Annotated in this window: 19 protein-coding genes and 1 pseudogene; 14 read left to right on the top strand and 6 right to left on the bottom strand. The window is 70.5% G+C overall.

Going from position 1 to position 22,370, the window contains the following annotated elements:
• Positions 1-310 precede the first annotated feature (310 nt).
• The 9 genes and pseudogenes from CG747_RS16430 (at position 311) to CG747_RS16395 (ending at position 8,424) form a co-directional block, all read left to right on the top strand.
• Positions 311-1,351 carry an iron-siderophore ABC transporter substrate-binding protein gene (locus tag CG747_RS16430; RefSeq protein ID WP_100602480.1) on the top strand — a complete coding sequence of 347 codons (1,041 nt, stop codon included), beginning with the start codon at positions 311-313 and terminating at the stop codon, positions 1,349-1,351.
• 22 nt (positions 1,352-1,373) lie between these two features.
• On the top strand, positions 1,374-2,408 hold the full coding sequence (locus CG747_RS16425) for an iron ABC transporter permease (protein ID WP_100602479.1): 1,035 nt from the start codon (positions 1,374-1,376) through the stop codon (positions 2,406-2,408).
• A complete protein-coding gene (locus CG747_RS16420) occupies positions 2,405-3,481 on the top strand; it encodes an iron chelate uptake ABC transporter family permease subunit (protein WP_100602478.1) in 1,077 nt (358 codons plus the stop codon). The genes CG747_RS16425 and CG747_RS16420 overlap by 4 nt, the downstream gene beginning before the upstream one ends.
• A gap of 95 nt (positions 3,482-3,576) precedes the next feature.
• Complete coding sequence (locus tag CG747_RS16415; protein WP_100602477.1) at positions 3,577-4,242, top strand: maleylpyruvate isomerase N-terminal domain-containing protein; 666 nt, start codon at positions 3,577-3,579, stop codon at positions 4,240-4,242.
• Between the two features lie 453 nt (positions 4,243-4,695).
• Entirely contained in the window at positions 4,696-5,337 is a 642-nt protein-coding gene (locus tag CG747_RS16410; protein WP_100602476.1) for a DUF1707 domain-containing protein, read from the top strand.
• A gap of 73 nt (positions 5,338-5,410) precedes the next feature.
• Positions 5,411-6,430: pseudogene (locus CG747_RS16405) on the top strand (FAD-dependent monooxygenase); the annotation flags it as partial.
• Positions 6,402-6,587 carry a hypothetical protein gene (locus CG747_RS50975; RefSeq protein WP_374701783.1) on the top strand — a complete coding sequence of 62 codons (186 nt, stop codon included), beginning with the start codon at positions 6,402-6,404 and terminating at the stop codon, positions 6,585-6,587. The pseudogene CG747_RS16405 and the gene CG747_RS50975, both read left to right, overlap by 29 nt.
• A 97-nt stretch (positions 6,588-6,684) precedes the next feature.
• Positions 6,685-7,887 carry an NAD(P)/FAD-dependent oxidoreductase gene (locus CG747_RS16400; RefSeq protein ID WP_257980456.1) on the top strand — a complete coding sequence of 401 codons (1,203 nt, stop codon included), beginning with the start codon at positions 6,685-6,687 and terminating at the stop codon, positions 7,885-7,887.
• Between the two features lie 51 nt (positions 7,888-7,938).
• Positions 7,939-8,424, top strand: a complete 486-nt coding sequence (locus CG747_RS16395) for a flavodoxin family protein (protein WP_100602475.1) — start codon at positions 7,939-7,941, stop codon at positions 8,422-8,424.
• An 83-nt stretch (positions 8,425-8,507) separates the two neighbouring features.
• On the opposite strand, the gene CG747_RS16390 is transcribed toward CG747_RS16395, so the two are convergent.
• Together CG747_RS16390 and CG747_RS16385 are read right to left on the bottom strand one after the other, a co-directional pair.
• The gene (locus CG747_RS16390; RefSeq protein ID WP_100602474.1) at positions 8,508-8,972 is read right to left on the bottom strand and encodes a hypothetical protein; all 465 of its coding nucleotides are present in this window, start codon (positions 8,970-8,972) and stop codon (positions 8,508-8,510) included.
• Positions 8,973-8,977: 5 nt separating this feature from the next.
• Positions 8,978-11,134 (bottom strand): polymorphic toxin-type HINT domain-containing protein, encoded by a 2,157-nt coding sequence (locus tag CG747_RS16385; protein ID WP_180985569.1) that lies wholly within the window; start codon positions 11,132-11,134, stop codon positions 8,978-8,980.
• A 390-nt stretch (positions 11,135-11,524) separates the two neighbouring features.
• On the opposite strand from CG747_RS16385, the gene CG747_RS16380 reads away from it, so the two are divergent.
• Positions 11,525-12,268, top strand: coding sequence for a cyclopropane-fatty-acyl-phospholipid synthase family protein (locus CG747_RS16380; protein WP_100602692.1), 744 nt, complete (start codon positions 11,525-11,527; stop codon positions 12,266-12,268).
• A 295-nt stretch (positions 12,269-12,563) separates the two neighbouring features.
• On the opposite strand, the gene CG747_RS16375 is transcribed toward CG747_RS16380, so the two are convergent.
• The gene (locus CG747_RS16375) at positions 12,564-13,334 is read right to left on the bottom strand and encodes a bifunctional 2-polyprenyl-6-hydroxyphenol methylase/3-demethylubiquinol 3-O-methyltransferase UbiG (RefSeq protein WP_100602691.1); all 771 of its coding nucleotides are present in this window, start codon (positions 13,332-13,334) and stop codon (positions 12,564-12,566) included.
• 253 nt (positions 13,335-13,587) lie between these two features.
• Here CG747_RS16375 and CG747_RS16370 point away from each other — a divergent pair, with 253 nt between their 5' ends.
• Complete coding sequence (locus tag CG747_RS16370) at positions 13,588-15,036, top strand: alpha/beta hydrolase family protein (RefSeq protein WP_219621466.1); 1,449 nt, start codon at positions 13,588-13,590, stop codon at positions 15,034-15,036.
• Positions 15,037-15,145: 109 nt separating this feature from the next.
• Here CG747_RS16370 and CG747_RS16365 read toward each other — a convergent pair whose 3' ends face one another.
• Positions 15,146-15,793, bottom strand: coding sequence for a class I SAM-dependent methyltransferase (locus CG747_RS16365; RefSeq protein WP_100602471.1), 648 nt, complete (start codon positions 15,791-15,793; stop codon positions 15,146-15,148).
• Between the two features lie 567 nt (positions 15,794-16,360).
• Complete coding sequence (locus CG747_RS16360; RefSeq protein ID WP_100602470.1) at positions 16,361-16,939, bottom strand: TetR/AcrR family transcriptional regulator; 579 nt, start codon at positions 16,937-16,939, stop codon at positions 16,361-16,363.
• Between the two features lie 91 nt (positions 16,940-17,030).
• Between CG747_RS16360 and CG747_RS16355 the strand changes: the two genes are divergently transcribed.
• The 3 genes from CG747_RS16355 (at position 17,031) to CG747_RS16345 (ending at position 19,900) form a co-directional block, all read left to right on the top strand.
• Positions 17,031-17,912, top strand: coding sequence for an SDR family oxidoreductase (locus tag CG747_RS16355; protein ID WP_100602469.1), 882 nt, complete (start codon positions 17,031-17,033; stop codon positions 17,910-17,912).
• Positions 17,913-18,090: 178 nt separating this feature from the next.
• Complete coding sequence (locus tag CG747_RS16350) at positions 18,091-18,939, top strand: NAD(P)H-binding protein (protein ID WP_100602468.1); 849 nt, start codon at positions 18,091-18,093, stop codon at positions 18,937-18,939.
• Between the two features lie 241 nt (positions 18,940-19,180).
• A complete protein-coding gene (locus CG747_RS16345; protein ID WP_100602467.1) occupies positions 19,181-19,900 on the top strand; it encodes a DUF4232 domain-containing protein in 720 nt (239 codons plus the stop codon).
• A gap of 135 nt (positions 19,901-20,035) precedes the next feature.
• Here CG747_RS16345 and CG747_RS16340 read toward each other — a convergent pair whose 3' ends face one another.
• On the bottom strand, positions 20,036-22,345 hold the full coding sequence (locus tag CG747_RS16340) for a glycosyltransferase family 39 protein (RefSeq protein WP_100602466.1): 2,310 nt from the start codon (positions 22,343-22,345) through the stop codon (positions 20,036-20,038).
• Positions 22,346-22,370: the final 25 nt, after the last annotated feature.

Here is a 22,370-nt window from a genome sequence, read left to right as displayed (position 1 = left end):
CAGCCCCCGACGCGGCCCGCGACGAGATGGCGTGGCCGAAATCCGCCGCTGTCATCGCCGGCGTGCCGCACGTCCGTATCGCAGCGCATTCCGCGGAGCAGGGGGTTCGTCCTCGGGCTTCCCACCGAACACGTCCGACGGTTCATGCCGGGCGGGGGCGATGGGGGTACTGGTCGTGGCCGGATCGATGAGAGGTTAGGCTTACCTAAGCCGAATTGGGGGTGGGGTTACTTCTCTCTCCGTCCGGACGGATTGTCAACCACAGGCATGCGGGCTCTACGTCGTGCTGCCTCGAAGAAAAGGACCTGGCATGGCCATCGCTTCGCGCCGCGTATCGCGTCGTCTCTTCACCGCCTCGGCAGCGGCCTCGCTGCTGTTGTTCGTCAGCGCCTGCGGTGGCGGGGGGAAGGGCGACGACGCCGCTTCGGGCGGCTCGCACGGCGCCTTCCCGGTGTCCATCAAGAGCGCGCTGGGCACCGCCAAGATCGACAAGGAGCCCAAGCGGATCGTCACCCTCGGCCAGGGGTCGGCCGAGACGGCCATCGCCCTCGGCCACACGCCGGTCGGCGTGGAGGAGTACCCCTGGGGCAGTGACAAGTCCGGCTACCTTCCCTGGATCAAGGACGCGGTCAAGAAGTCCGGCGACCCGCTCCCCAAGCAGTTCAAGGGCGGCGACCAGCTCGACATCGAGGCGATCACCGAACTCGCCCCCGACGTGATCCTCGCGCCGTGGTCGGGTATCACGGCCAAGCAGTACGACATCCTCAAGGACATCGCTCCGACGGTGGCGTACCCGGACAAGGCGTGGAGCACCGACTGGGACCAGCAGATCAACATCATCGCCAAGGCCCTCGGGCAGCCGGCGAAGGGCACCGAGCTGGTCACGGGCATCAAGAAGCAGCTCGCCGAGGCCGCCGCCACCCGGCCGAACTACAAGAACGTGACCTTCTCCTACATCTACACCTCCGGACCGGGCACGTTGGGCGTGTTCAAGCCCACCGAGCAGCGGGTGGAGATGGTGAAGTCCCTGGGACTCCGGGTCGACCCGGTGGTCAACACCTTCAAGGAGACCGAGGGCACCGACTCGTCCCTCATCGGCCTGGAGAACGCCGACAAGCTCGACAAGAGCGACCTGCTGTTCACCTTCTACTCCGACGCCAAGACCCGCAGCGACATCGAGAAGCAGCCGCTGTACGCCGCCATGCCCGCCATCAAGAAGGACGCCGTCGTGGCGAGTTCGGACAACTCCTTCGTCACCGCCTCCTCCATGATCAACCCGCTGACCGTGCCCTACAGCATCAAGCGCTACCTGCCCCTGATCGACAGCGCGGTCAAGAAGGCCGGTAAGTAACGCCGGGAAACGGGCCCGACTCATGACTTCGACCCTCGCCACCGAGGAGCGGCCGGCGCGTGTGCGCCGGCCCGCCCGGCGCACCGCGGCGGTGCTGCTGCTGGCGCTGGCCGCCCTCGTTCTCGTCTGCCTCGCCAGCATCATGTTCGGCAGCAAGACCCTGGCCCCGGGCCAGGTCTGGGACGCCGTCACCGGCCACGGCGACACCTACACCCGCACCGTCGTCGAGAGCCGCTATCCGCGCACCGCACTCGGCATCGTGGTGGGCCTCGGCCTCGCCGTGGCGGGCGTCCTGATGCAGGCGGTGACCCGCAACCCGCTCGCCGAGCCCGGCCTGTTGGGCGTCAACACCGGAGCCGCCGCGAGCGTGGTGGCCGCCACCGCGTTCGCCGGCGCTTCCGGACAGACCCAGACACTGCTGTGGGCACTGCCCGGCGCCCTGCTGACCGGCCTGTTCGTCTACGTCATCGGTGCCCTCGGCAGCGGAGTCAGCCCGGTCCGGCTGGTGCTCGGCGGCGCGGTGCTCACCGCCGTGCTGAGCGCCTTCATCCAAGCCGTCACCCTCAGCCGCCCGCAGGTGTTCGACAGCTACCGCTACTGGGTCGTCGGCGCCCTCGGCGGACACGACTGGGACGCCGTACGCGGCGTGCTGCCGCTGGCCGTCGCCGGATTCGCCGTCGCCCTGCTGCTCGGCCGCGGCCTGAACGCGGTCGCCCTGGGCGAGGATTCCGCGACGGCGCTCGGCGCCCGCCCGGAGCGGGTGAAGGCCGTCGCGCTGCTGACCGCCACGGTACTGAGCGCCGCCGCCACCGCGGCCGCGGGGCCGATCGCCTTCGTCGGACTCGCCGTCCCGCACCTGGCCCGCACCTTCCTGGGAGCCGACCTGCGGCGACAGATCGTGCTCAGCGCCCTGCTCGGCCCCACCCTGCTGCTCGCCGCCGACGTCATCGGGAGGCTGGTGGTGCGCCCGCAGGAGCTGATGGTCGGTGTCGTCACCGCCTTCGCCGGCGCCCCCGCCCTCCTCATCGCCGTTCGCAGGATGCGAGCCACCTCATGACCCCTTCCTCCACCCTCACCCCCTCGGCAGTCCGGCGGCCGGGCAGCCGGAAACTCCACATCCGGCTCGGCTCGGCGGTCGCCCTGCGGGTCCAGGCCCGGATGGTCTGGGTCGGCGCTGCCCTGGTCGTGGCGATTCTGGTGGCCTGCACCGCCACCCTCACCGTGGGCCGCCTGGGCATCGCCCTGCCGGACCTGCCCGCGGCGCTGACCGGTCACGCCGTCGGCGTGGACTCCTTCGTGCTGGACCGGTTGCGCGGACCGCGGCTGACGGTGGCGGTCGCCGCGGGCGCAGCCTTCGGGCTGTCCGGCGCCCTCTTCCAGTCGGTGACCCGCAATCCGCTGGGCAGCCCGGACGTCATCGGCCTCGGCCCGGGGGCCGGCGCGGGCGCCGCACTGGTCGCCCTGCTCTTCCCGGGCGCCCCGGTCGCCCTGGGGGCACTCGGCGGAGCGCTGGCGGCGATGGCGCTGGTCTACGTGTCGACCGGCAGCGGCTTCCGCAACCCCAGCCGCCTGGTCATCGCGGGCATCGGCGTCTCCGCCATGGCAACCGCCTTCATCCAGTACATCGTCTACGCCATCGCACGCGATCAGGCCACCGTGTTGAGCTCGTACCTCAACGGCAGCCTGACCGCACGATCCTGGAGCGACGCGCTGACCATCGGCGTGGTGCTGCTGCTCTGCGCACCGTGCGCCGCGCTGCTGTCCCGGCCGCTGGGACTCAGCGAGATGGGCCAGACCACGGCGGCCGCGCTGGGCGCGCGGCCGGAACGCGCCTTCACCGGCGCCGTGCTGCTGACGATCGTGCTGTCCGCCGGGGCCGTCACGGCCGCCGGCCCGATCTCGTTCATCGCGCTGACCGCACCGCAGATCGTCAAGCGGATCACCCGCGGCACCGGCCCGCACTTGGCGCTCTCCGCACTCTCGGGCGCCCTGCTGCTGGTCCTCGCCGATCTGGCGGCGCAGAACGCCCCGCTCTTCGACAAACTGCCCGTCGGCATCTGGACGATGGCCCTGGGCGGCGCGTACCTGGGATACCTGCTCCTACGGGAGTGGCGCCGCGGCGCCCTGTAAAGCGACGACGGCCCGCGCCTCCCGCCCCGCGATCGACGAGCAAACCCGGGGGAAATTCGGTCGCCGGGCGGGCCGCGCGTAGTTAGCTTGCCGCCGTGGACCTCTTCTCACGCTCATGGACGGCGTTGCGCACGGCGGTCGCCGAACTCCCCGCCGAGGACTTCACACGCCCCTCCGGCTGCACCGGCTGGCTTGTACGGGACCTGGTGAGCCACCTGATCATCGACGCCCAGGACGTCCTGATCACCCTCGTGACGCCCGCCGACACGGAACCCACGCGCACCGCGGTGACCTACTGGAACGTCGCCGAAACGCCGCCGACCGGCGACGATCCGCTCGACGCGCTGACCGTCCGGCTGGCCGCCGCGTACGAGGACCCGTCGCTGCTGCAGTTCCATCTCGACGACGTCGGCTCCGCCGCCGGTCGCGCGGCCGAACTCGCCGACCCCGCCCTCCGGGTGGGCACCCAGGACGAGGTGCTCACCGCGGGCGACTACCTCTCCGCGTACGTCCTGGAATGGACCCTGCACCACCTCGACCTGGTCGCGCACCTCCCCGACGCGGCGGAGCCGCCCGCCGAGAGCCTCGCCCGGTCACGCAAGTTGCTGGAGGAGATCGCCGGGGCGGCGTTCCCCCTGTCGTTCTCCGACCAGGACGCGCTGCTGGTCGGCACGGGACGACGCGTCCCGACCGAAGCGCAGCAGGCCGACCTTGCCGCACTGGGCCACCTGGCACCGCAACTCCCGCTCGTCCTCGGCTGACCCGCCGGCCGACGCCGGAAACCCCCACGAGGACGCTCCCAAGATCCCCTGGGCGTGACGTTCCGCAAGGTGGGTACGAGATCACCATGCCGGGGCGGGCCCGCGGCGGCGGTCACCCTCGCGGCCCGTCCCGGCATGACAGCACCGAGCGCGTGGGCACCGCATCTCCACGACCGGCTCGCATCTCCATGACCGGCTCGCATCTCCATGACCGGCCGCGTCTCCGTGACCGGCCCGCCGCCCCGCTCAACGCCCTTTGCCGGCAACGCCCGTTGCTCTTCGACGCACCGATATCGGCGCGGGCCGCCCGGAACGCCTCACCCACCCGCACGCCTGGCTGAAAAGCGTCGAGAAGAGCTTGGCTGACGCGGTATCGCGATATAACGTAAGTTCGCGAAAAGGGGGTCGGCGGGTCCGGAGGCCGGCACCGTCCACGAGATCGGGGAGGCAGGCATGCCAGGAGAGACCGCGCCCACTGGCCGGCCCCATGTCCATGGAGCGTCGGCCGCCCTCGCCCTCAGGGCCTCGCACGCCGACCGGGACCGGACCGTGGACGTGTTGCGCCGCGCAGGGGGAGACGGCCGGTTGACCGCCGCCGAGTTGGACGAGCGCCTGGAAGTCGCCCTGACCGCGCGTACGCTCGGTGAGCTGGCCGGGCTCACCGTCGATCTGCCGCTCGTGGCAGGGGGATCTCATGGCACCGCGGTAGGGGTCGGAGAGGTGCTCCGGATCGACCAGCGGGGCGGCTCGTTTCGCCGTGACGGTCGCTGGGCGGTGCCGCGACGGGTGGAACTCCGGTCGTCCTGGGCGGATGTCACGCTCGACCTGTCCGAAGCGGTGATCACGCAAGGCGCCCTGTGCATCACGATGGACATGAAGGGGGGCATCCTGCGTCTGGTGGCGGGGCCGGGCGTGGTCGTGAACACCGACTCCCTCTCGGTGAGTTACGGCAAGGTCGAGTTTCCCCAGGCGGTCGATGTCGAGGTGCCGACCACCCTTCAGGTGGAGTTGGTCGGCCGCATCGCCCACAGTCGCGTCGTGGTGCGGCCCCCGCGTCGAACGTTCCGCCAGTGGTTGCACCGCGGGTCCGCCTGACGGGAGGGCGGTGTGGGCGGCCGGTTCGGGCCCGCCTCGGCGTACTGCCTGAATCCGCCCGGCCGTAGGAGCGATGAGGTGCCGCCCTCCTGGGCGGCACCGTCTTGTGCGGAACTGCCTGCTCGCCGAGGCGACCCGCAGAAACTTGCCGTTCCGGCAATCTTCTGTGATATCCGACGTGATCATCGTGGGAGGCGGCCCGAACGGGCTCATGCTGGCCTGCGAACTGAGCCTGGCCGGCATCCGCCCGACCGTACTGGAGCAGCTCCCGCAGCCCAGTACCGAACCCAAGGCCAACGGCCTCCTCGGCCAGGTGGTACGCCTGGCGGACCACCGCGGCCTGCACGAACCGCTCAGCGGCAGCCCGGAGCCCCCGCAGCCCAACTCCGCCTACTTCATGTTCGCCGCGATGGGCCTCGACCTCGGCCTGCTGGACGCCAGTCCGGTCTTCGCCCTGGCCGCCCCGCAGCACCGTATCGTCGAGGTCCTGGAGGAGCGCGCCCGCACACTCGGCGTCGACCTGCGGCGCGGACACCGGGTCGAAGCCGTCACCCAGGACGAGGACGCCGTCACCCTCGACATCACCGGCCCGGACGGCGACCAGCGGCTCCGCGCCCGCTACGTGGTCGGCGCGGACGGCGCACGCAGCGTGATCCGCAAGCTCTCCGGGATCGGGTTCCCCGGCGTCAGCTACGACCGCCGCACCAACCGCACCGCCCACGCCACCGTCCCGGCCGACTGGGTCGACCCCGCCAACGGCGCCCTCACCATTCCCGGCCACGGTCCGGTCCTGCCCTTCCTGCCCCACCGCACCGACCGGGGCGGCTTCTCCTACGCACCGTTCCCCGGCCATCCGCCGCTGGTCAGCACCACCGAGTGGGACCAGCCCGCGACGGACGAGCCGATGAGCCTGGCCGAAATGGAGTCGAGTATCCGCCGGGTGCTCGGTGTCGACCTGCCGCTCGGCCCGCCGGACGGAGCGGGCCCGCACGTACTGCGGCGGCTGGACGGCGGCAACACCCGGGTCGCCGACCGGTTCCGCGACCGCCGGGTCTTCCTGGTCGGTGACGCCGCCCACGTCTACGCCTCCGGTGGCGGCCCCGGGGAACGCGCGGGGCGACGCGGCCGACCTCACCGGTCTGCTGATCCGCCCCGACGGCTACGTTGCCTGGGCCTGCGGCTCGCCCCGCCCCGACCCGGGCGAGCTGGCCGCCCTGCGTACGGCCGCCGAGCGCTGGTTCGGAGTCTGAACGCGGACCCGCACGACCGCACCCCACCCACACCCCGTGTGACCGGCGTCACATCCATCCGCTGTCACGATCGCTGCGCCTGCGTTGTCCTCAAAGCGTGACAACGATCCGATCGGAGGTGGTGGCGTTGGCGCGGGTGGTGGTTGTCGGCGCGGGCTACGCAGGTGTGATGGCCGCGAACCGACTGGCGGCCGTAGGGCGGTCGAAGGTGCGCGTGACGGTGGTCAACCCCCGGCCGGAGTTCGTGGAACGCGTCAGGTTGCACGAGCACGCGGCGGGGGAGTCGCACGCGGTGCGGCCGCTGAGCGGTCTGCTGCACCGTGACGTGCGGCTGCGGACCGCGACGGTGGACGTGATCGAGAAGCGATCGGTGCGGCTCGATGACGGTGACGCGGTCGCTTTCGACTATCTGCTGTACGCGGTGGGCAGCACATCGGCCCGGGGCCTGGCCGGTTCCGAGAACGTGTGGAGTGTCGCCGACCTCGATGGCGCCGACGCGTTGCGCACACGACTGCGCCAACTGCCCCCGGGAGCACGTGTCGTGGTGATCGGCGGCGGCCTGACCGGTATCGAGAGTGCCGCCGAAATCGCCTACCGGTACCCGTCGTTGGAGGTCTCGTTGGTCTCGCGGACGGTCGCCGCCCGGCTGCCCGAGTCGAGCCGGGCGAGCATCGAAGGCAGGCTCGCGAACGCCGGCGTCGTGCTGCGCACCGGACTGCGGGTCACCGGAGTCCGCCCGGACGGCATCGAGACCGACGCCGGACCACTGCCCAGCGACTGCACGGTGTGGGCGGGCTCGTTCGACGTGCCGGACCTGGCGCTGCGCAGCGGCCTGCCGGTGACCTCCGACGGACGTCTGCGCACCGACGATGCCCTGGTGTGTGTGCACCACCGACGGATCGTCGGGGCCGGCGACGCCGTCGCACCACCTGGGCACGTCGGGGCTCACCTGCGGATGAGCTGCCAGGCAGCGATGCCCATGGGTGCCCACGGCGCCGACACGGTGCTCGCGTTGATACGGGGCGAACGACCGGCACCCATATCGATCGGCATGGCCGGACAGGCGATCAGCCTCGGCCGGCGCGACGGGTTCATCCAGGCCACGCACCGGGATGACACCCCGCGGGCCTCCGCGCTGTCCGGGCGGGTGGCGGCCTTGCTCAAAGAGCGGGTGTGCCGCTACACCGTCACCGCCATGCGGTTCCCACGAGCCTACCGATGGCTTCCTGGCCCACCCTCGACCCCGACTCCGACCTCGGCTCCGAAGGCAACCCAACCCCAACCCCACCCCCAACGCTGACTTCGACCCGACCGGCACCACACGCCCCCATGGAAGTGAAGGAGCATCATCATGAAGGCCATCATCGTGTGCACCTCGGTGTCTCATGGCAACACCAGGAGGATCGCCGACGTCATGGGCCAGGCACTGGAGGCCCCGGTCGTCGCCCCTGAAGAAATCGACACCGCGGAGCTCTCCGGCTACGACCTCGTGGGATTCGGCTCGGGGATCTTCACGGGGAACTTCCACCCATGGCTGCTCCAGTTCGTCCGGTCACTCCCGAACGGGGAGCAAAAGAGGCAGCGGCAAAGGGCTTTCGTCTTCGCCACCAGCGGACTGCCCGAAGTGCGGTTCCGGCCGTTCACCCGCCCCCTCGTGCGACTCCTCGACCAGAAGGGCTTCACAACGGCCGACACCTTCTCGTGCCGCGCCTTCGACACCTGGCTTCCCTTCAAGCTCGTCGGCGGTATCAACAGGGCCCGGCCCAACGCCACCGATCTGGACGCGGCGCGCACGTTCGCCGAAGGGCTACGCGCTCGGCTCGGCGCGGTGTCCTGACCGGACCGAGGCTTCACGCGCACCTGCCCCGGTCCGGCGGGGGGTCTCCTTGCCCGGCAGGAGGACGAGGCAGGCGACCATCTTCAAGGTCTGACTCGCGAAGCCATCCGTGACAGAACGTCGGCCACTTCGGAGTGGCCGTGCTGCCGCGCCCATCGTTCCCGTTCGGCGACAACGTCCACATAGTGCTGTCGCAGCTCGTTGAGCGGCACCTTTCCGCGCGCTTCGACAGTGCCTCCCCCCGTGCCGGAGAGCTGTTGGGCGCGGTCACAGATCGCCAGGACCTCGACCTCGTCCCGACCGCCTGCGGGGTGCGGAGTCAACGTCACGTAGTAGGGCCCGTCGAAGAAGTAGACCTCTCCGACCTCGCCCGATGCGGCATCGTCGAGGGCCTCGGACATCGACCCGAGAACCGATGTCGGCGAGTCGGTCCAGTGCGCCCCGGGGAAATCCACGCCCGCGAGCGTGAACCAGATCTGCCCGTAGACGAGCTGCGGCGTTTCCCGCGACACCTCCCATTCCGCTACGGAGATCGTCAGACCGCCCACCTCAGTCAACTCCAGGGTTGCAGCGGGTAGATGGATCGCATGATGCCGCCGCCTCGGGGAATCTGGAACTGCACCAACTTGCCCTGCACCGTGGCCACCGCCTGGATCATTCCAGTCTGGGGGTCGTATCCGACCACCCGCGGATTGTTCCCCAGTGCCTGCTGAGCGATCTGCTCCAGCCGGGTGTTCGTCATGTTCGCCGGCCACAGGTCCTTCTGGCGCGTCACGCCCTTCCCGCCGGGAAAGTGGTTGTCCCGTACGTGTGCGGTGTCCAGGCCCCCGTACTGCCGGGGGACCTTCACTCCCTTCAGGCTCTTGGCGTCGCGCTTCATCGCGCAGTTGTGCACCAGGACCGGAATGTCGCCGGCCACCACATAGTAGGTGTGGACGCCGTCGACGCTGAGGTTGTACGTGCGTACGGCGGCGCGGTACGCGTGGACCGCCCGAACGGTCGCCACCGACTTGCCCGTGGTCTGGACGCGGTCACCGGGCTTGAGGGCGGACGCCTTGGTCCACTTCGAGGTGGTGACGTCGTAGAACAGGTGGTGCGCGGTCGAGCGGACCGTTCCGTTGCCCCGCGGGCCGGCAATGGTGAGCTCGACGAAGTCGCGGTCGGTGTCGGTGACCACGACCGCTGTGACGGTGTGCGGCTGAACGGCGCTATTGCCCGGAATCGAATTGCCGATCCGGTCCCCGACCCGGAGGTTCTGGATGGGCTCCGTACCGGCTCCGGCCATCAGGACCGGGGTGCCCGCCACGAAGCTGTCCTGTGCGCAGTCAGGGTTGGGACCCGCGTTCTCCTTGGCGGCCTCGACTGCCTTGTTCCGCCGGTCCTGTTCGGCCTTGACCTTCTGGGCGATCTCGGCCTGGGCGACCGCCAGGGCCGTGATCTGGACCTGTGCCCGGAAGTTGAGCGAGTACGGGATGCGGACGGGCCGTCGGGTCGCCCGGGCCTGGGCATCCGCCTCCCGCTGCTTCTCCGCCTTGATCCGCTGGACGACGGGGGCGGTCCCCGCGGCCAGGCAACTCATCGTCCCGCCGCCGTTGATGGGCAGCGAAGCGCTCTGCGTGCAGCCCCCGCCGGACTGCCCGTTGACGCTCACCTGGGCCGTCATGGAGGCGTTGACCGTGCCGGACAGCTTGGCGCCGGGGGCGGCCGTCGTCGTGGTGACGACGTTCTCCGTGACGGTGCAGGACTCCGCGCAGTTCAGATTGCCGGTCTGGTTGAAGTTGAACCTGATACCGAGGTCGACGGCGCCGCCGAGGGTCTTGGTCTGGTCGATGAGGTCGTCGTACGCCTTGCCGACGTCATCGGGCGACATTGGCGTGAAGTCGACGTTGCCCAGGCCGATTTGGGGGGCGGAACCGGTGTGCGCGACGCCGGTCGGGCGCAGGGCGGCGGAAGCCAGCGCCGTACGGGTCGGGCCGCCGGACGACGAGCTTCCGGTCCTGGCGCCGCCGGACGCCAGCCGTACCACCTGGTAGGGCGGGGCGGCCGACACGGACAGCACACCGTCCGGTGTCGTGACGGACAACGCCTTCTTCGCGCCACCTCCGGCAGCGTCGGCTTTCGGAAAGTCATCGGCCTTGTCGAGTCCGGCCCACAGCCGTGCCGCGAGGGCGGCGGGGGAGCGCGGCACGTTCGCCAACGTGCTGGTCAGACGCTCCTCACCGGTGACCCACTTGCCTTCCAGCGCATCGGCCGAGACCCCGCTCGGCAGGTCGGTCAGCATGTCCTTCGGGGGCTTGACGTACGTCTTGCCGTCGACCGTCAGGACCGCGATGCGGCGTCCGGCGACGGTGATCGTTCCGCGTGCCTCGCTCCCGTCGGTGACGGTCAGATCCCACGTCGTGCCGTCGAGGGCGGAGCCGGTGTAGTGCGCCGCGGGCTCGCGGGCCAGGTTGTACACCGCGAGGTAGAACGGGGCGCGGTTCCCGTCCGTGTCCTCGGGGCTCTCGGGCCGTGCCGAGCGCCACAGCAGCGTGCCCGCGACGATCGCGAGCACCAGCCCGCACACCCCGACGGCCAGTACCCAAGGCCGCGCCCACCAGCTCTTCTTCGGCGGCTGGGGCGGTGGGCCCACGGCCGCCTGACCCCATCCGAGATGTCCCGCCGACGCCATCGGGTCGTGCGGGTACCCCCCACCGAGCTCCTCACTCATGCCTGGACTCCCCCGTGAATGTCCGACCTGTGGTCGTGAGCGATAGAACGTCAGTTTCCTTACGGAGGTGGAACTGTCAACCATCCGGGCCCGACACGGGCGAGTAATGGACAGCCGCCCGTGCCCGCGCCCGTGTCCGTGGTCGTGGCCGTATCCGTGGCGGCCAGGCCCCCGTGGGACCGTCCGCCTATGCGGAGAGTTCCTTGGCGATGCGGTCCAGCATGAATGCCGAGGATTCCAGGGCGCGTTCCTCCAGCGGACCGGCCACGACCGCTCCGGCCGCGACCGGTTCGGGCTGACCAGGTGGCTGCCGGCGGCCGCCTCGCAAGGCCGTGGTCCGCGGGAGGATATCGACGTGCGCGCGCCCCCTGTTGTTGACAAGCTGCGCTGGTGAATCGTGAAGAGATCTCTCGGATCGCCCATGCCGATCACCCGATCAAGTCCCCCCTCGACGACGCCTCGGTGCGGCAGTTGCTGGACCGCGGTCTCCCACGCGGCGACGAACGTGTCCTCGACCTTGGTTGCGGCGGCGGGGAGTGGCTCCTGCGGGCCCTGGCCACCCGCCCGCACCTGCACGCCGAGGGCGTGGACATCTCCGAGGACGCCCTGGGGCAGGCCCGCCAGGCAGCGGGCGACCTCGGCGTCCAGGACCGCCTCGTCCTCCACCACCAGCCGGCCGCGGACTTCGCTTCCGCGGAGCCGTTCGACCTGGTGATCAGCGTCGGGGCCGCGCATGCCTTCGGCGGTCTGCTCCCCACGCTCGCGGCGGCACGCAAGCACCTGGCTCCCGGCGGCCGGGTCCTCATCGGCGACGGATTCTGGGAGCGCACCCCTTCCCAGGAAGCCATCGAGATGCTCGGCGACTTCGCCGACCTGGCCACCACCGTGGACCGCGTCGCCGAGGACGGGTGGATTCCCGTTCACGGCCATGTCAGCACGCGCCAGGAGCTGGACGCCTACGAATGGGCTTGTTGGGGGTCACTGGCTTCGTGGGCTCTGGACCATCCTGCCGACCCCGACAGTTCGCACGCGCTCGCCACAGCCGCCACCCACCGCTCCGAGTGGCTGCACGTCTACCGCGACACCTGGGGTTTCCTGTCCCTGGTCCTGCGCCAGGCACCGGGCCACGCCTGAACCGGCCCGGACACCGAGCTCCGGCCGACGAGCCGACCAGCCGACAAGCCCGCTCCGCTGCGCGGTCCGGGAATCACGGTCTCATGGGACTGCGATTCCCAGGCTGCGCACGCCGGTTCTACGGCAAGGCGGCCGCGTTCGCATGACAGGAGGCGTCGAGGGACGTCGAGGGACGTCGAGGGACGTCGAGGGACGTCGAGGGACGTCGCGGGTGGTCGTGGGACGTGGCGGCACGTCGCCGGTGTGGGTGCGACAGATGAGAAGGGCGAGACGTCCTCCTCCGAGGCGTCCTCCGCTACCTGCGTTCAGCGATCAAGTGCAGCAGGGCCGCCACCCGCCGGTAGGGGTCGGTGCGGCCGGCGCGTTCCTCGCAGCGGAGCACGGCGTCGAGCGTCGCCGCGTCCGGCAGCGCCGCATCCGACGCGGCAGTGTCCGTGAACACCCGAACCCCGTACCACTGGCGCACGCTCAGCCCACGCCGGGCCAACGCCGCGGTGAGGTCCTCCAGACGATCGGCACGGGCCTGCACACCGATCCGATTGAGGTAGGACTGCCCCTCGAACGCCCGCTCGACGTTGTCCCAGTCAGCCAGCAGCCCCGGGCGCATGGCAAGGGCATCGCCGTTGCGCACCAGCAGGGAGACCATCCCACCCGGCGCCAGGACCTGCCCGACGGCATCCAACAGGGGACCCGGGTCCGGGAAGTACATCAACACGCCCTGGCACAGCACCACGTCGAAACTCGACGGCGCGAACGTGTCGGCCAACTGCTCGGCGTCGCCCCGGACCAGCCGTACCCGTGCGCCGACCTCCGCCGGTTCCGCGGCCACCGAGGCGCGGAAGTCGTCAAGGAGCCGGTCCGAGGCGTCCAGTCCGGTGACCGAGTGCCCGCGCCGGGCCAAGTACAGAGCCTGGGTGCCCTGACCGCAACCGATGTCGAGTACCCGTCGAGGTGGCAGGTCCGGCAGATGGGCCGCGAGCTGGCGCGACACCACCTCCTGCCGTACGACCTGCCGCAGCGTCCCCAAACGGGCTCGCCACTGCTCCTGCCCTGCCGAGAAGCCCATGTCCACGTCGCCTCCTCCATTGCCCGGTCGACGCGGAGCTTAGACGACCAGCTGTGCGCGGCCGACCGACTTGGTCACCTCAGCCTTCTCCTCGGCCTTCGAAGCTCCCCTGACCTGCCCGCCCGCGATCAGTCTTCCGCAGCACGCTCTCAGGGAATTCTCACCACTTCCTCATTCGGCGAATATGGTGGGCGCTCGCCGAGCACAGGCACCCTGGCTGCTTGTGTATCTCTCTGCCCCCTCGCACGGAAACGTGCCCGCACCTGCCTGGCATGCCGGTGTCTCGCTGCTGGACGGCTGGCTGCCGCTGACGATCCAGATCGCCGTCGGAGTACTGCTCGTCGTGGTCGTCGGTTGGCGTACCCGGCGTTGGAGAACCCTGTGGCTGCCGGTCGCCGCCGGTGTCGGACTGCTCGTCGCACTGCTGGCGATGTGGTACGTGAACGCCAACGCGCTCGCCACCGATCCGGCGCCGATGTCGCTGTGGGTGTGGATCGGGATCACCGCGGCGGCGCTGGCCGTCGCCGTGTTGGGCTGGCGGGGCGCACGCTGGTGGCGCCGGGTGCTGTCGGTGCCGGCGATCCCGCTCGGCCTGTTGTGCACGGGACTGGTACTGAACCAGTGGGTGGGCTACTTCCCGACCGTGCAGGAGGCATGGGCGCAGATCACCGCCGGTCCGCTGCCCGACCAGGTCGACGCCGCGCAGTTGGGTGCGTTGCAGGGCAAGGGGAGCACGATGACCACCGGTCGCCTGGTGGGGGTGAACATCCCCGACACGGCCAGTCACTTCGTGCACCGCGAGGAGTACGTGTACCTCCCGCCCGCCTGGTTCACCGGGGCCCACCATCCGCGCCTGCCGGTGCTGACGATGATCGGGGGCGAGTTCAACACGCCCGCCGACTGGATCCGCACCGGCGGGGCGATCTCGACCGTCGACTCCTACGCCAAGTCCCACCACGGGCAGGCACCGATCCTGGTGTTCGCGGACTCGGGGGGCAGTTTCAACAACGACACCGAGTGCGTCAACGGCCCGCGCGGCAACGCCGCCGACCACCTCACCGAAGACCTCCGGCCCTACGTCATCTCACACTTCGGCGCCTCGTCCGCCGCCGCTGACTGGGGGGTCGTCGGGTTCTCCATGGGCGGTACCTGCGCGGTCGATCTGGCCGTCATGCATCCGGAGCTGTTCAGCAGCTTCGAGGACATCGCCGGGGACGAAGGTCCGATCGTCGGCACCAAGCAACTGACCATCAAGGAGCTCTACGGGGGCAGCGCGGCGGCATGGGCGAAGTTCGACCCGCTGACCGTGATGGCGGGGCACGCCCGCTACACCGACACCGCGGGCTGGTTCGTCAACAGCAGCCCCGGCAGCGAGCCCGGCGGACGGGGCAAATGGGGCGGCCCGCACGCCAACGGCCGGGGTGGCACCGGCGGTCGGCAGGGCGGGCACCGGCACGGCGGCTCGATGACCCGCCCGGGCCCCACGGGCTTCGGCGGACGTGACATCCCCGGCGACGGAATGGGCGGCCAGGCGGCCGACGCGCAGAAGCTCTGCGCGGCCGCCGGCAAGAAGGGAATCTCCTGCACCCTGCACTACCAACCCGAAGGCCACACCTGGCAGTTGGCCGCCGCTTCCTTCTCGGAAGCCTTTCCCTGGCTGGCCGGGCACGTCCACACCCCGAACGCCCCGGCCGGCGCCTAGGTCGCATCCGGGCGATCGTGTGACTGGCGAGGCCACTCCTCCTTGCCCAGCTGATCCCGCCCGGTCCCCGGCCCATCGACCCGAGCTGACGCCGTCAGGCGATCGAGGTCTACGCCTTGCAGGCGAGGAGCTGGACCTCTTGGAACTGCCGCTGGTCGGTGGGCTTCGGCGCGATCACGGTGCGGGCTGTCTCAGTCAATCCGTGGTCGCGCAGGAGCGCGGCGAGACGGTCGGGGGACCAGCGGTAGGCCGTCACCACCGCATGGTCGTAGGCCTGTGTCTCCTGGTGGGGGCCTTCGGTGGCGGGGAAGTCGATCAACAGGTGCCCGCCGGGAGCCAGGACGCGGGCGATCTCGGCGAAGACGGCGGGCAGGTCCTGCGGCGGGGTATGGATGACGGACCACCGCGAGAGCACACCGCCCAGCGATCCGTCCGCGATGTCCAGCGCGGCCATCGAGCCGACCTCGAACCGAAGTCCGGGGTTGGCCTCGCGAGCGAGATCGACCATTACGGGGGAGGCGTCGACACCGAAGGCGTTCAGGCCCAACCCCTGCAAGTGGGCTGTGACGTACCCCGGCCCACAGCCGAGGTCTGCGACCTCGCCGTCACCGTTCGCCCGCACCAGCTCCGCGAAGGCGCTCAGGAGGGCGCGCTCCAGGGGGCGGTCGCGCAGGGAGTCGTGGAACAGCTCCGCGTAGGTGTGTGCGACGGCGTCGTAGGACTCACGGGTGGTACGGAGGGTCTGAAGTTCGGTCACCCGGAGACCGTAGCGGGTGGAGGATGCATGTGCTTCAACGATGAGCCGCTCGGTCACGGCCCACAGTTGGCCGCCGGTACGAGGGGTCGGCTGGGCTCTGCCCCTCCTGCGAATACGGCGACATCATCGTTGCGGGCACTGCTCCGCGCGGCGCAGTCACCCCGAGACGGGCATGACCAGCGTCTTCACGAAGTCGACGGCCCCTTCCCGCTGGTAGAAGCGCAGGGCGCCCTCGTTGCCCGCGATGACCGGCGAGCGGCTCCTGCAGCCATTCGAGGTACTGGCCCCGCCGCAGACGCCACGAGTCCTCGGGCGAACGCACCGCACCGAGAACCGTCAGGTGTGCCGCCTCCCGGCTGTGGTGGACCAGGAGCTGCCCCCGCAGGCGCTCCAGGCAGTCCACCTCGGAAGAAGCCAGGACGTCGATCACGGGATTCATGCCGGGAAGCGTAGCCAGCGAAGGCTCCGCGGCTCCAACCGATTACCTGGTCAACGCTGCCTTCGCCGCCCGGCGCGAGGGCTGGAGGGATGCGGGCACCGCCTGCGCGCCCGACAGTCGAAACCCGGTCAGCCCAGCGATGCGCTCGCCGCGCGCAGCTCGTCCAGAGCCGCCAGGACGTAGCCGGCGAGCTCGTCCTTGGAATCACGGTCGCCCTCGGACCATTCGGCGTAGCCCCGTTTGAAGGCGAGGAGGCCCAACTCGCCCGCGAGAGCCGCTGTCGGATCGGGTACGCCGCGGGCGACCAAAGCGGTTGTCATCGCGGCCCCGAGGCTGATGCTCTTGAGGGCGTCACGCTCTTGAAGCTCGATGCTGGCAGCGATGGCAGCCTTCAGGCGAGGGGCCAACTCGCGATTCATGGGGCCCATCGTGCTCGACGCGCGCTGGAGACCGGCGGCGACCGCCTTGAGTGGGCTGGCGTTTCCGGGCGCCTCGGCGATCCCCTCGGCCAGCAGCCGGCACAGCGTCTCCTGTCCGGCCACCAGCAGCTCTCGCTTGTCGGGGAAGTGCCGGAAGAAGGTGCTTTTGGTGACCCCGGCGCGCTCGGCGATCTGTGTGACCGTCGTGGCGTCGTACCCCTGCTCGGTGAACAGGTCCACAGCAGCCATGACAAGGCGTTCGCGTGCGCCTGGTTCCCATCGAGCCATGGCCTCATCATACGTGATGGGACTCTTGTCCCGTCACTGCGCTACAGTGAAGTGACGGGACAAGAGTCCCATCACTTGACGGGAGAGCTCCATGCACGTCTTTGTCACGGGTGGCACCGGTCTGATCGGTTCCGCCGTCGTCGCCGAACTGCTCGGCAACGGCCACAGCGTCCTCGCACTCGCCCGCTCCGACGCCTCCGCGCTGGCCGCCGAGGCGGCCGGCGCCCAGCCCCTCCGGGGAGGTCTCGCCGATCTGGACGTCCTTCGCTCCGGCGTCGCTCGGGCCGACGGGGTGATCCACCTGGCATTCGCCAACGACTTCAGCAGCCCCGACGCGCTCGCCAAGGCAGTCGCCGAGGAAAGTGGCGCCCTCGCGACCCTCGGCGAGGAACTCGTCGGCAGCGACCGGCCCTTGGTCACCTGCTCGGGTACGCCCCAGGTGCCGAGCCGTGCCTCCACCGAAGCCGACCCTGTGCTGACCGACGGGCCGGTCGGTGGTCGTGGCCGCGCCGTCACGGCGGTCCTGGGCCTGGCCTCGCGCGGAGTCCGGAGCACGGCCGTACGCCTGCCGCGCACGGTGCACCACCAGGGCAACGGCGGATTCGCCGGGCTGCTGGCCGACATCGCCCGCCGGACCGGAGTGTCCGGCTACCCGGGCGACGGCGCACAGCGCTGGCCGGCCGTGCACGCGCTCGACGCGGCAGTTCTCTTCCGGCTCGCCCTGGAGCAGGCGGAAGCCGGTACCTCGTGGCATGCCGTGGCCGACGAGGGAGACCAGGTGCGTGACATTGCCGCGGTCATCGGCCGACGGCTGGGCCTGCCGGTCGAGTCGGTCCCACCGGAGACCTACGGCCCTCTCGGCCCGATCTTCGCGAGCGACCAGCCCTCGTCCAGCGCCCACACCCGGCAGGCGCTGGGCTGGGAGCCGAAGCACCCGCGCCTTCTGGAGGACCTGGAGAACATCCAGCCCTGACCGGCGGCCGGGAGGCTTCCCACCTCATCGTCGGCAACCAAGCCCGCTGCCGCCGGGCCGCCACCCGCGTGGCAGCAACACGCCCCCGCACTGTCGACATGCCCGTGGCGAAGGCGGGTTTCCACGGCATCGCCGGCGGTGCGGCAATTCACGTCCACAACCAACAGGAGGTCCTGTCATGACGGCAGTTGTCTTCGGCGCTCGCGGTAACGTGGGCCGTCACGTGTGCGATGGCCTGCTGGCCGCCGGTGAGCAGGTCAGAGCAGTCAGCAGAACCCCAGCCGCGGGTTTGACACCCGGGTGGGAAGCAGTCGCCGCCGACCTGGAACATCCCGAGACGCTGACCGCAGCGCTCGACGGCGCCGACAAGCTGTTCCTGTACGGAATGCTCGACCCCCAGAAGCCCTACGACATCGAGAAGGTCGTTGCGACGGCCACAGCCGCGGGGATCGGGCAGGTGGTCCTGCTCTCGTCGGTGTCGGTCCTGGACCTCGATGCCGACCACCCGGTCCCCCGCCTGAACCGCACGATCGAGCAGACCATCCAACGGTCCGGCATGGACTGGACGTTCCTCAGGCCGGGGACCTTCGCGACCAACACCCGCACCTGGTGGGCCGAATCGATCCACACCGACAACGTCGTCCGCCTTCCCTATCCGCTCGCACAGTCGGCACCGGTGCACGAGAAGGACATTGCGGCGCTCGCGGTGACCGCCCTGACCGAACCGGGCCACGCGCACCAGGCCTACACCGTCTACGGGGCAGAGTCCCTGACCCTGCAACGGCAGGTCGAGCACATCGGCGAGGCCCTCGGCCGCCGCATCCGGATTGAACACGTCTCCGACGAGCAGGCTCGCGCGGAAGTGGGCAGAACAATGCATCCGGTCCTGGCCGAGGCGATCGTGAGTCAGTGGGCCGCCGCCAACGGCGTCCCGGTCCTGACCTCCGTCATCGCCGAAAAGATCACCGGCGCGCCGGCGCACACCTACGCCCAGTGGGCCGTCGACCACGCCGACGACTTCCGCTGAGCCCGTCGTTGACCTGCGGTGTCGGTCGTGCCGGTGAGAACCCTGTCACCAGCCGCACATGATTGGGCGGTTGCGTCCGGCGCCGTGCCGCAGCCGGTGCAAGGTCCAGCCGCTCTGGAGTACCGGCCGGCACCGTATTAGCTGGGTGTTAGCGGAGCGGCAGCCTGGCGATAGCGGCCCCGACCAAAGTGGGTGACGTACCGAGGAGACAACGACACACACGCCCCCGGGGGGACCCGAAATGAGCTCCAACGCCACTGCCCGCACCGCTCGTCGCCGCACCCTGCGCGTTGCCGCCGCGGTCCTGACCGCAGGCGCCGCCCTGTCCCTGACCGCCTGCTCCGGCTTGGACACCAATGGCGCGAAGCCCGCGGGCCAGACGGGTGCGAGCACGGGTACGGACTCGGGCACGGCCGCCGAATCCAGCGGCGCGGGCTCCTCCACCGGAACGCAGGGCGCCGATACCCAGGCAGGCAAGTCGAAGTCCGGCTCCGGCACCTCCGCCCCCTCCCGTGCCCACTCCGGGGGCGGCACGGCGCAGGGCGGGGGGAAGGCCAAGTTCTGCCGCACGAGTGACCTGACCATGGAGGCCGTGGACAGTTCGCCCGACCAGAAGGTGGGCGAGATCACCGTCCAGATGACGAACACGGGCGGGAAGACCTGCTCGGCGGCGGGCTTCGCGGGTGTCGACCTGAAGGACGCCGACGGCACCTCCGCCCCGGTGCACCGCGGCGGCGAGGTGCCCCGCATCACCGACCTGAAGCCCGGTGACACCGCCACCTTCAGCATCTCGTACAAGGTCGACTTCAGCGGCAACAGTCTCGCCAACCCGACGAACATCATCGTGACGCCGCCGAACGAGACCCACAGCGTGTCCCTGAAGTGGCCCGCGGACGCGCTGAAGCTGGGCGGCTCGTACGACGACAGCATCAAGGTCCACCCGGTCGGCATCGCCAACTGAGTTGATGCGAAGTCCCCTGGACGCACCGCTGAGCAGACTCCCCAACTGGAGGACCAGGACCGTCCGGAGCCTCGTACGGCACCGCCCCCGATCCGTGAAAGCGGAGTCGGGGGCGGTGTCTGTGCAGGGGGCCGGTCAGCGAGCCGGATCGCACCGGTAGAGGGTTTGGGTGGTGTTGCCCTCCGCGGCAGGTGCGGTCGCCGGGGACTGCCTGCCGCCGTAGGCCGATGCCGGGACGCGGGTGCAGCTGGACCGTACCCAGTCGGTGATCCGGGTGGCGGAGGTCGTGCCTCCACCACCGCCGCCGCCGAACATGGCGCCCATGCCGCGGCCGCCACCGAGCAGGACGTAACGCACCTTGCCCGAATCGACCAGCTGACGGAACCGGGCCTTGGTGGGGAAGGGCACCTGGCCGCTGAAGCCGCCCAGGGGGAGGACATGGGCGCCCGTGGCGAGGATGTACGGGGACGCGTTGTTCCAGCCGTTGGTGGCGAAGAGGTACTCGGCCGAGCCCCGGTGGGCGGTGGTGTAGGCGAGCAACTTGCCTTGGTTGGCGGTGAGTTGGCCGTCGGAGTCGCCGAATCCGCCCTTCATGTGCCCACCGCCTGGCAGCTTCGCCGAGCCATGGCCGCCATGGCCGCCGCGTGTGCCGGACGGACCGACCGCGCCCATGGAAGAGCTGCCGTACGCCGGGTTGAAGACCTGCACCGCCCAGGCGCTCGGCGCGAGGAGCACGGCGGCGAGTGAGGCGGCGAGACCGGCCAGGGCGAGCCGTCGGCCGTGCCGGGGGCCGCCCGGGCGGGCGAGGGCCAGCAGGACGACGGCGACCAGCCCCAGCACGCCCACCGCCGGCGCCAGCCACGGCAGGAAGGACGGGAACTCGGCGGCGAGGCAGGCACCCCACGCCGCCGTCGCGGCGACCGCGCCGGGCAGCACCCAGGCGCGGCGCCCACCGGTCCGGTACGCGTGCCACAGCAGAGTGATGCCGCCGCCGGTCAGCGCGGCGAGCGGTACCGCGATGACGCCCATGTAGTACGTGTGGCCGCCGACGCTGCCTGCGCTGAAGACCAGGAAGTACGTGGTCAGCCAGGTGCCCCAGAGGACGAAGCCCGCGCGGAGCCGGTCCGTGCGCGGCCTGCCCCGGCGCCAGAGCAGGCCGCAGACGAGGGCGATGGCGGCGAACGGGTAGAGCCAGCCGGTCTGCGACGCGAGCGACGAGCCGAACATCTTCGACCAGCCGTCCTGGCCATCGCTGCCGAAGCCGCCGCTTCCACCGCGATGGGCCTGGGCGGACATGTGGGCGGAGCCCGTCCACTGCCCGACTTGTGTGCCGGGTGTGCCGGGTGTGCTGTGTCCGCTGTGTGTACCAGGAGTGCCGGGAGTGGCGCTGCCGTCGGCGGTCCGCGGGTGGGGGGCGCCGCCGCGAGGTGCGCCCGCGCCTCCGCTCGACCCGGCGCCGTACGACGCACCCCCGGCATGGGCCCCGGAACGGCCCCCGGCGTTAGTCCCGTCCTGGCCCCCGGCATGACCCGAGCCGTGGCCCCCACCGCCCCGCGTCGCACTGATGCTGCCGGTGGAGGCGGCGCTGATGCCCAGGGACGCGAAGCGGTTGAGGAAGTTGTAGCCGACCACCATGCTGAACGCGGAGTTGTTCGTGGTGCCGTCGACGTACGGCCGGTCCTTGGCCGGGGTGAGGGCGACGGCCACCATCCACGAGGCGGAGACCGCGGTCATCACCACCGTGGCCAGCCCGAGGCGCACCAGCCGCTTCCGCAGGGGGACCGGTGCCGAGATCAGGTACACCGCGGCGAGCGCGGGGAGGACCGCCCACGCCTCCAGCATCTTCGACTGGAAGCCGATGCCGACCCAGACACCGGCCATCACCAGCGGGCGCAACCGGCCGTCCTCCGCCGCGCGTTGGGTGGCCTCGGCCGCGAGCAGCACGCACAGGGTGAACAGCGGGTCCTCGACGGCGGTGCGGAACAGTCCCACCGACACCGGCGTCAGCAGGAACGCGCCGCTGGCGATCAGCGCCGCGTTGTCACCGGCCCAGCGGCGCACCACCCGGTACAGGACCAGAAGGCTCGCCACCCCCTCCAATACCTGAGGAAGCGTCAGCGCCCAGGGATGGAAACCGAAAATCCGGGCAGAAATCGCCTGCGGCCACAGGAATCCCGGCAACTTATCGAGGGTGATGGAATTGCCGGGATCAAAGGAACCGTAGAAGAACGCCTTCCAGCTCTCCGTCATACTGCGCGCGGCGTTCGCGTAGAAGGTGTGGTAATGGCTGTGGTTGATCCCCCACGCGTAGAGCACGGCGGCGAGCACGGTGATGACCAGCAGCGCAGGTCGCGCGTATGCAGGCTGCCCCACCGGTGATCGCCAGGGCGCGCGCCGGGCGGTGGCGCCGGTGGGGGAGGTTCTGTCGAGGACTGTCGTAGCCATGCGCAGCAGTCTTGGGCATGTTCGA

Source organism: Streptomyces sp. CB02959, from assembly GCF_002803155.1.
Taxonomy (GTDB): Bacteria; Actinomycetota; Actinomycetes; order Streptomycetales; family Streptomycetaceae; genus Streptomyces.
The sequence above is the reverse complement of the archived record's forward strand: the minus strand, read 5'-3'. Positions and strand labels throughout refer to the sequence as shown.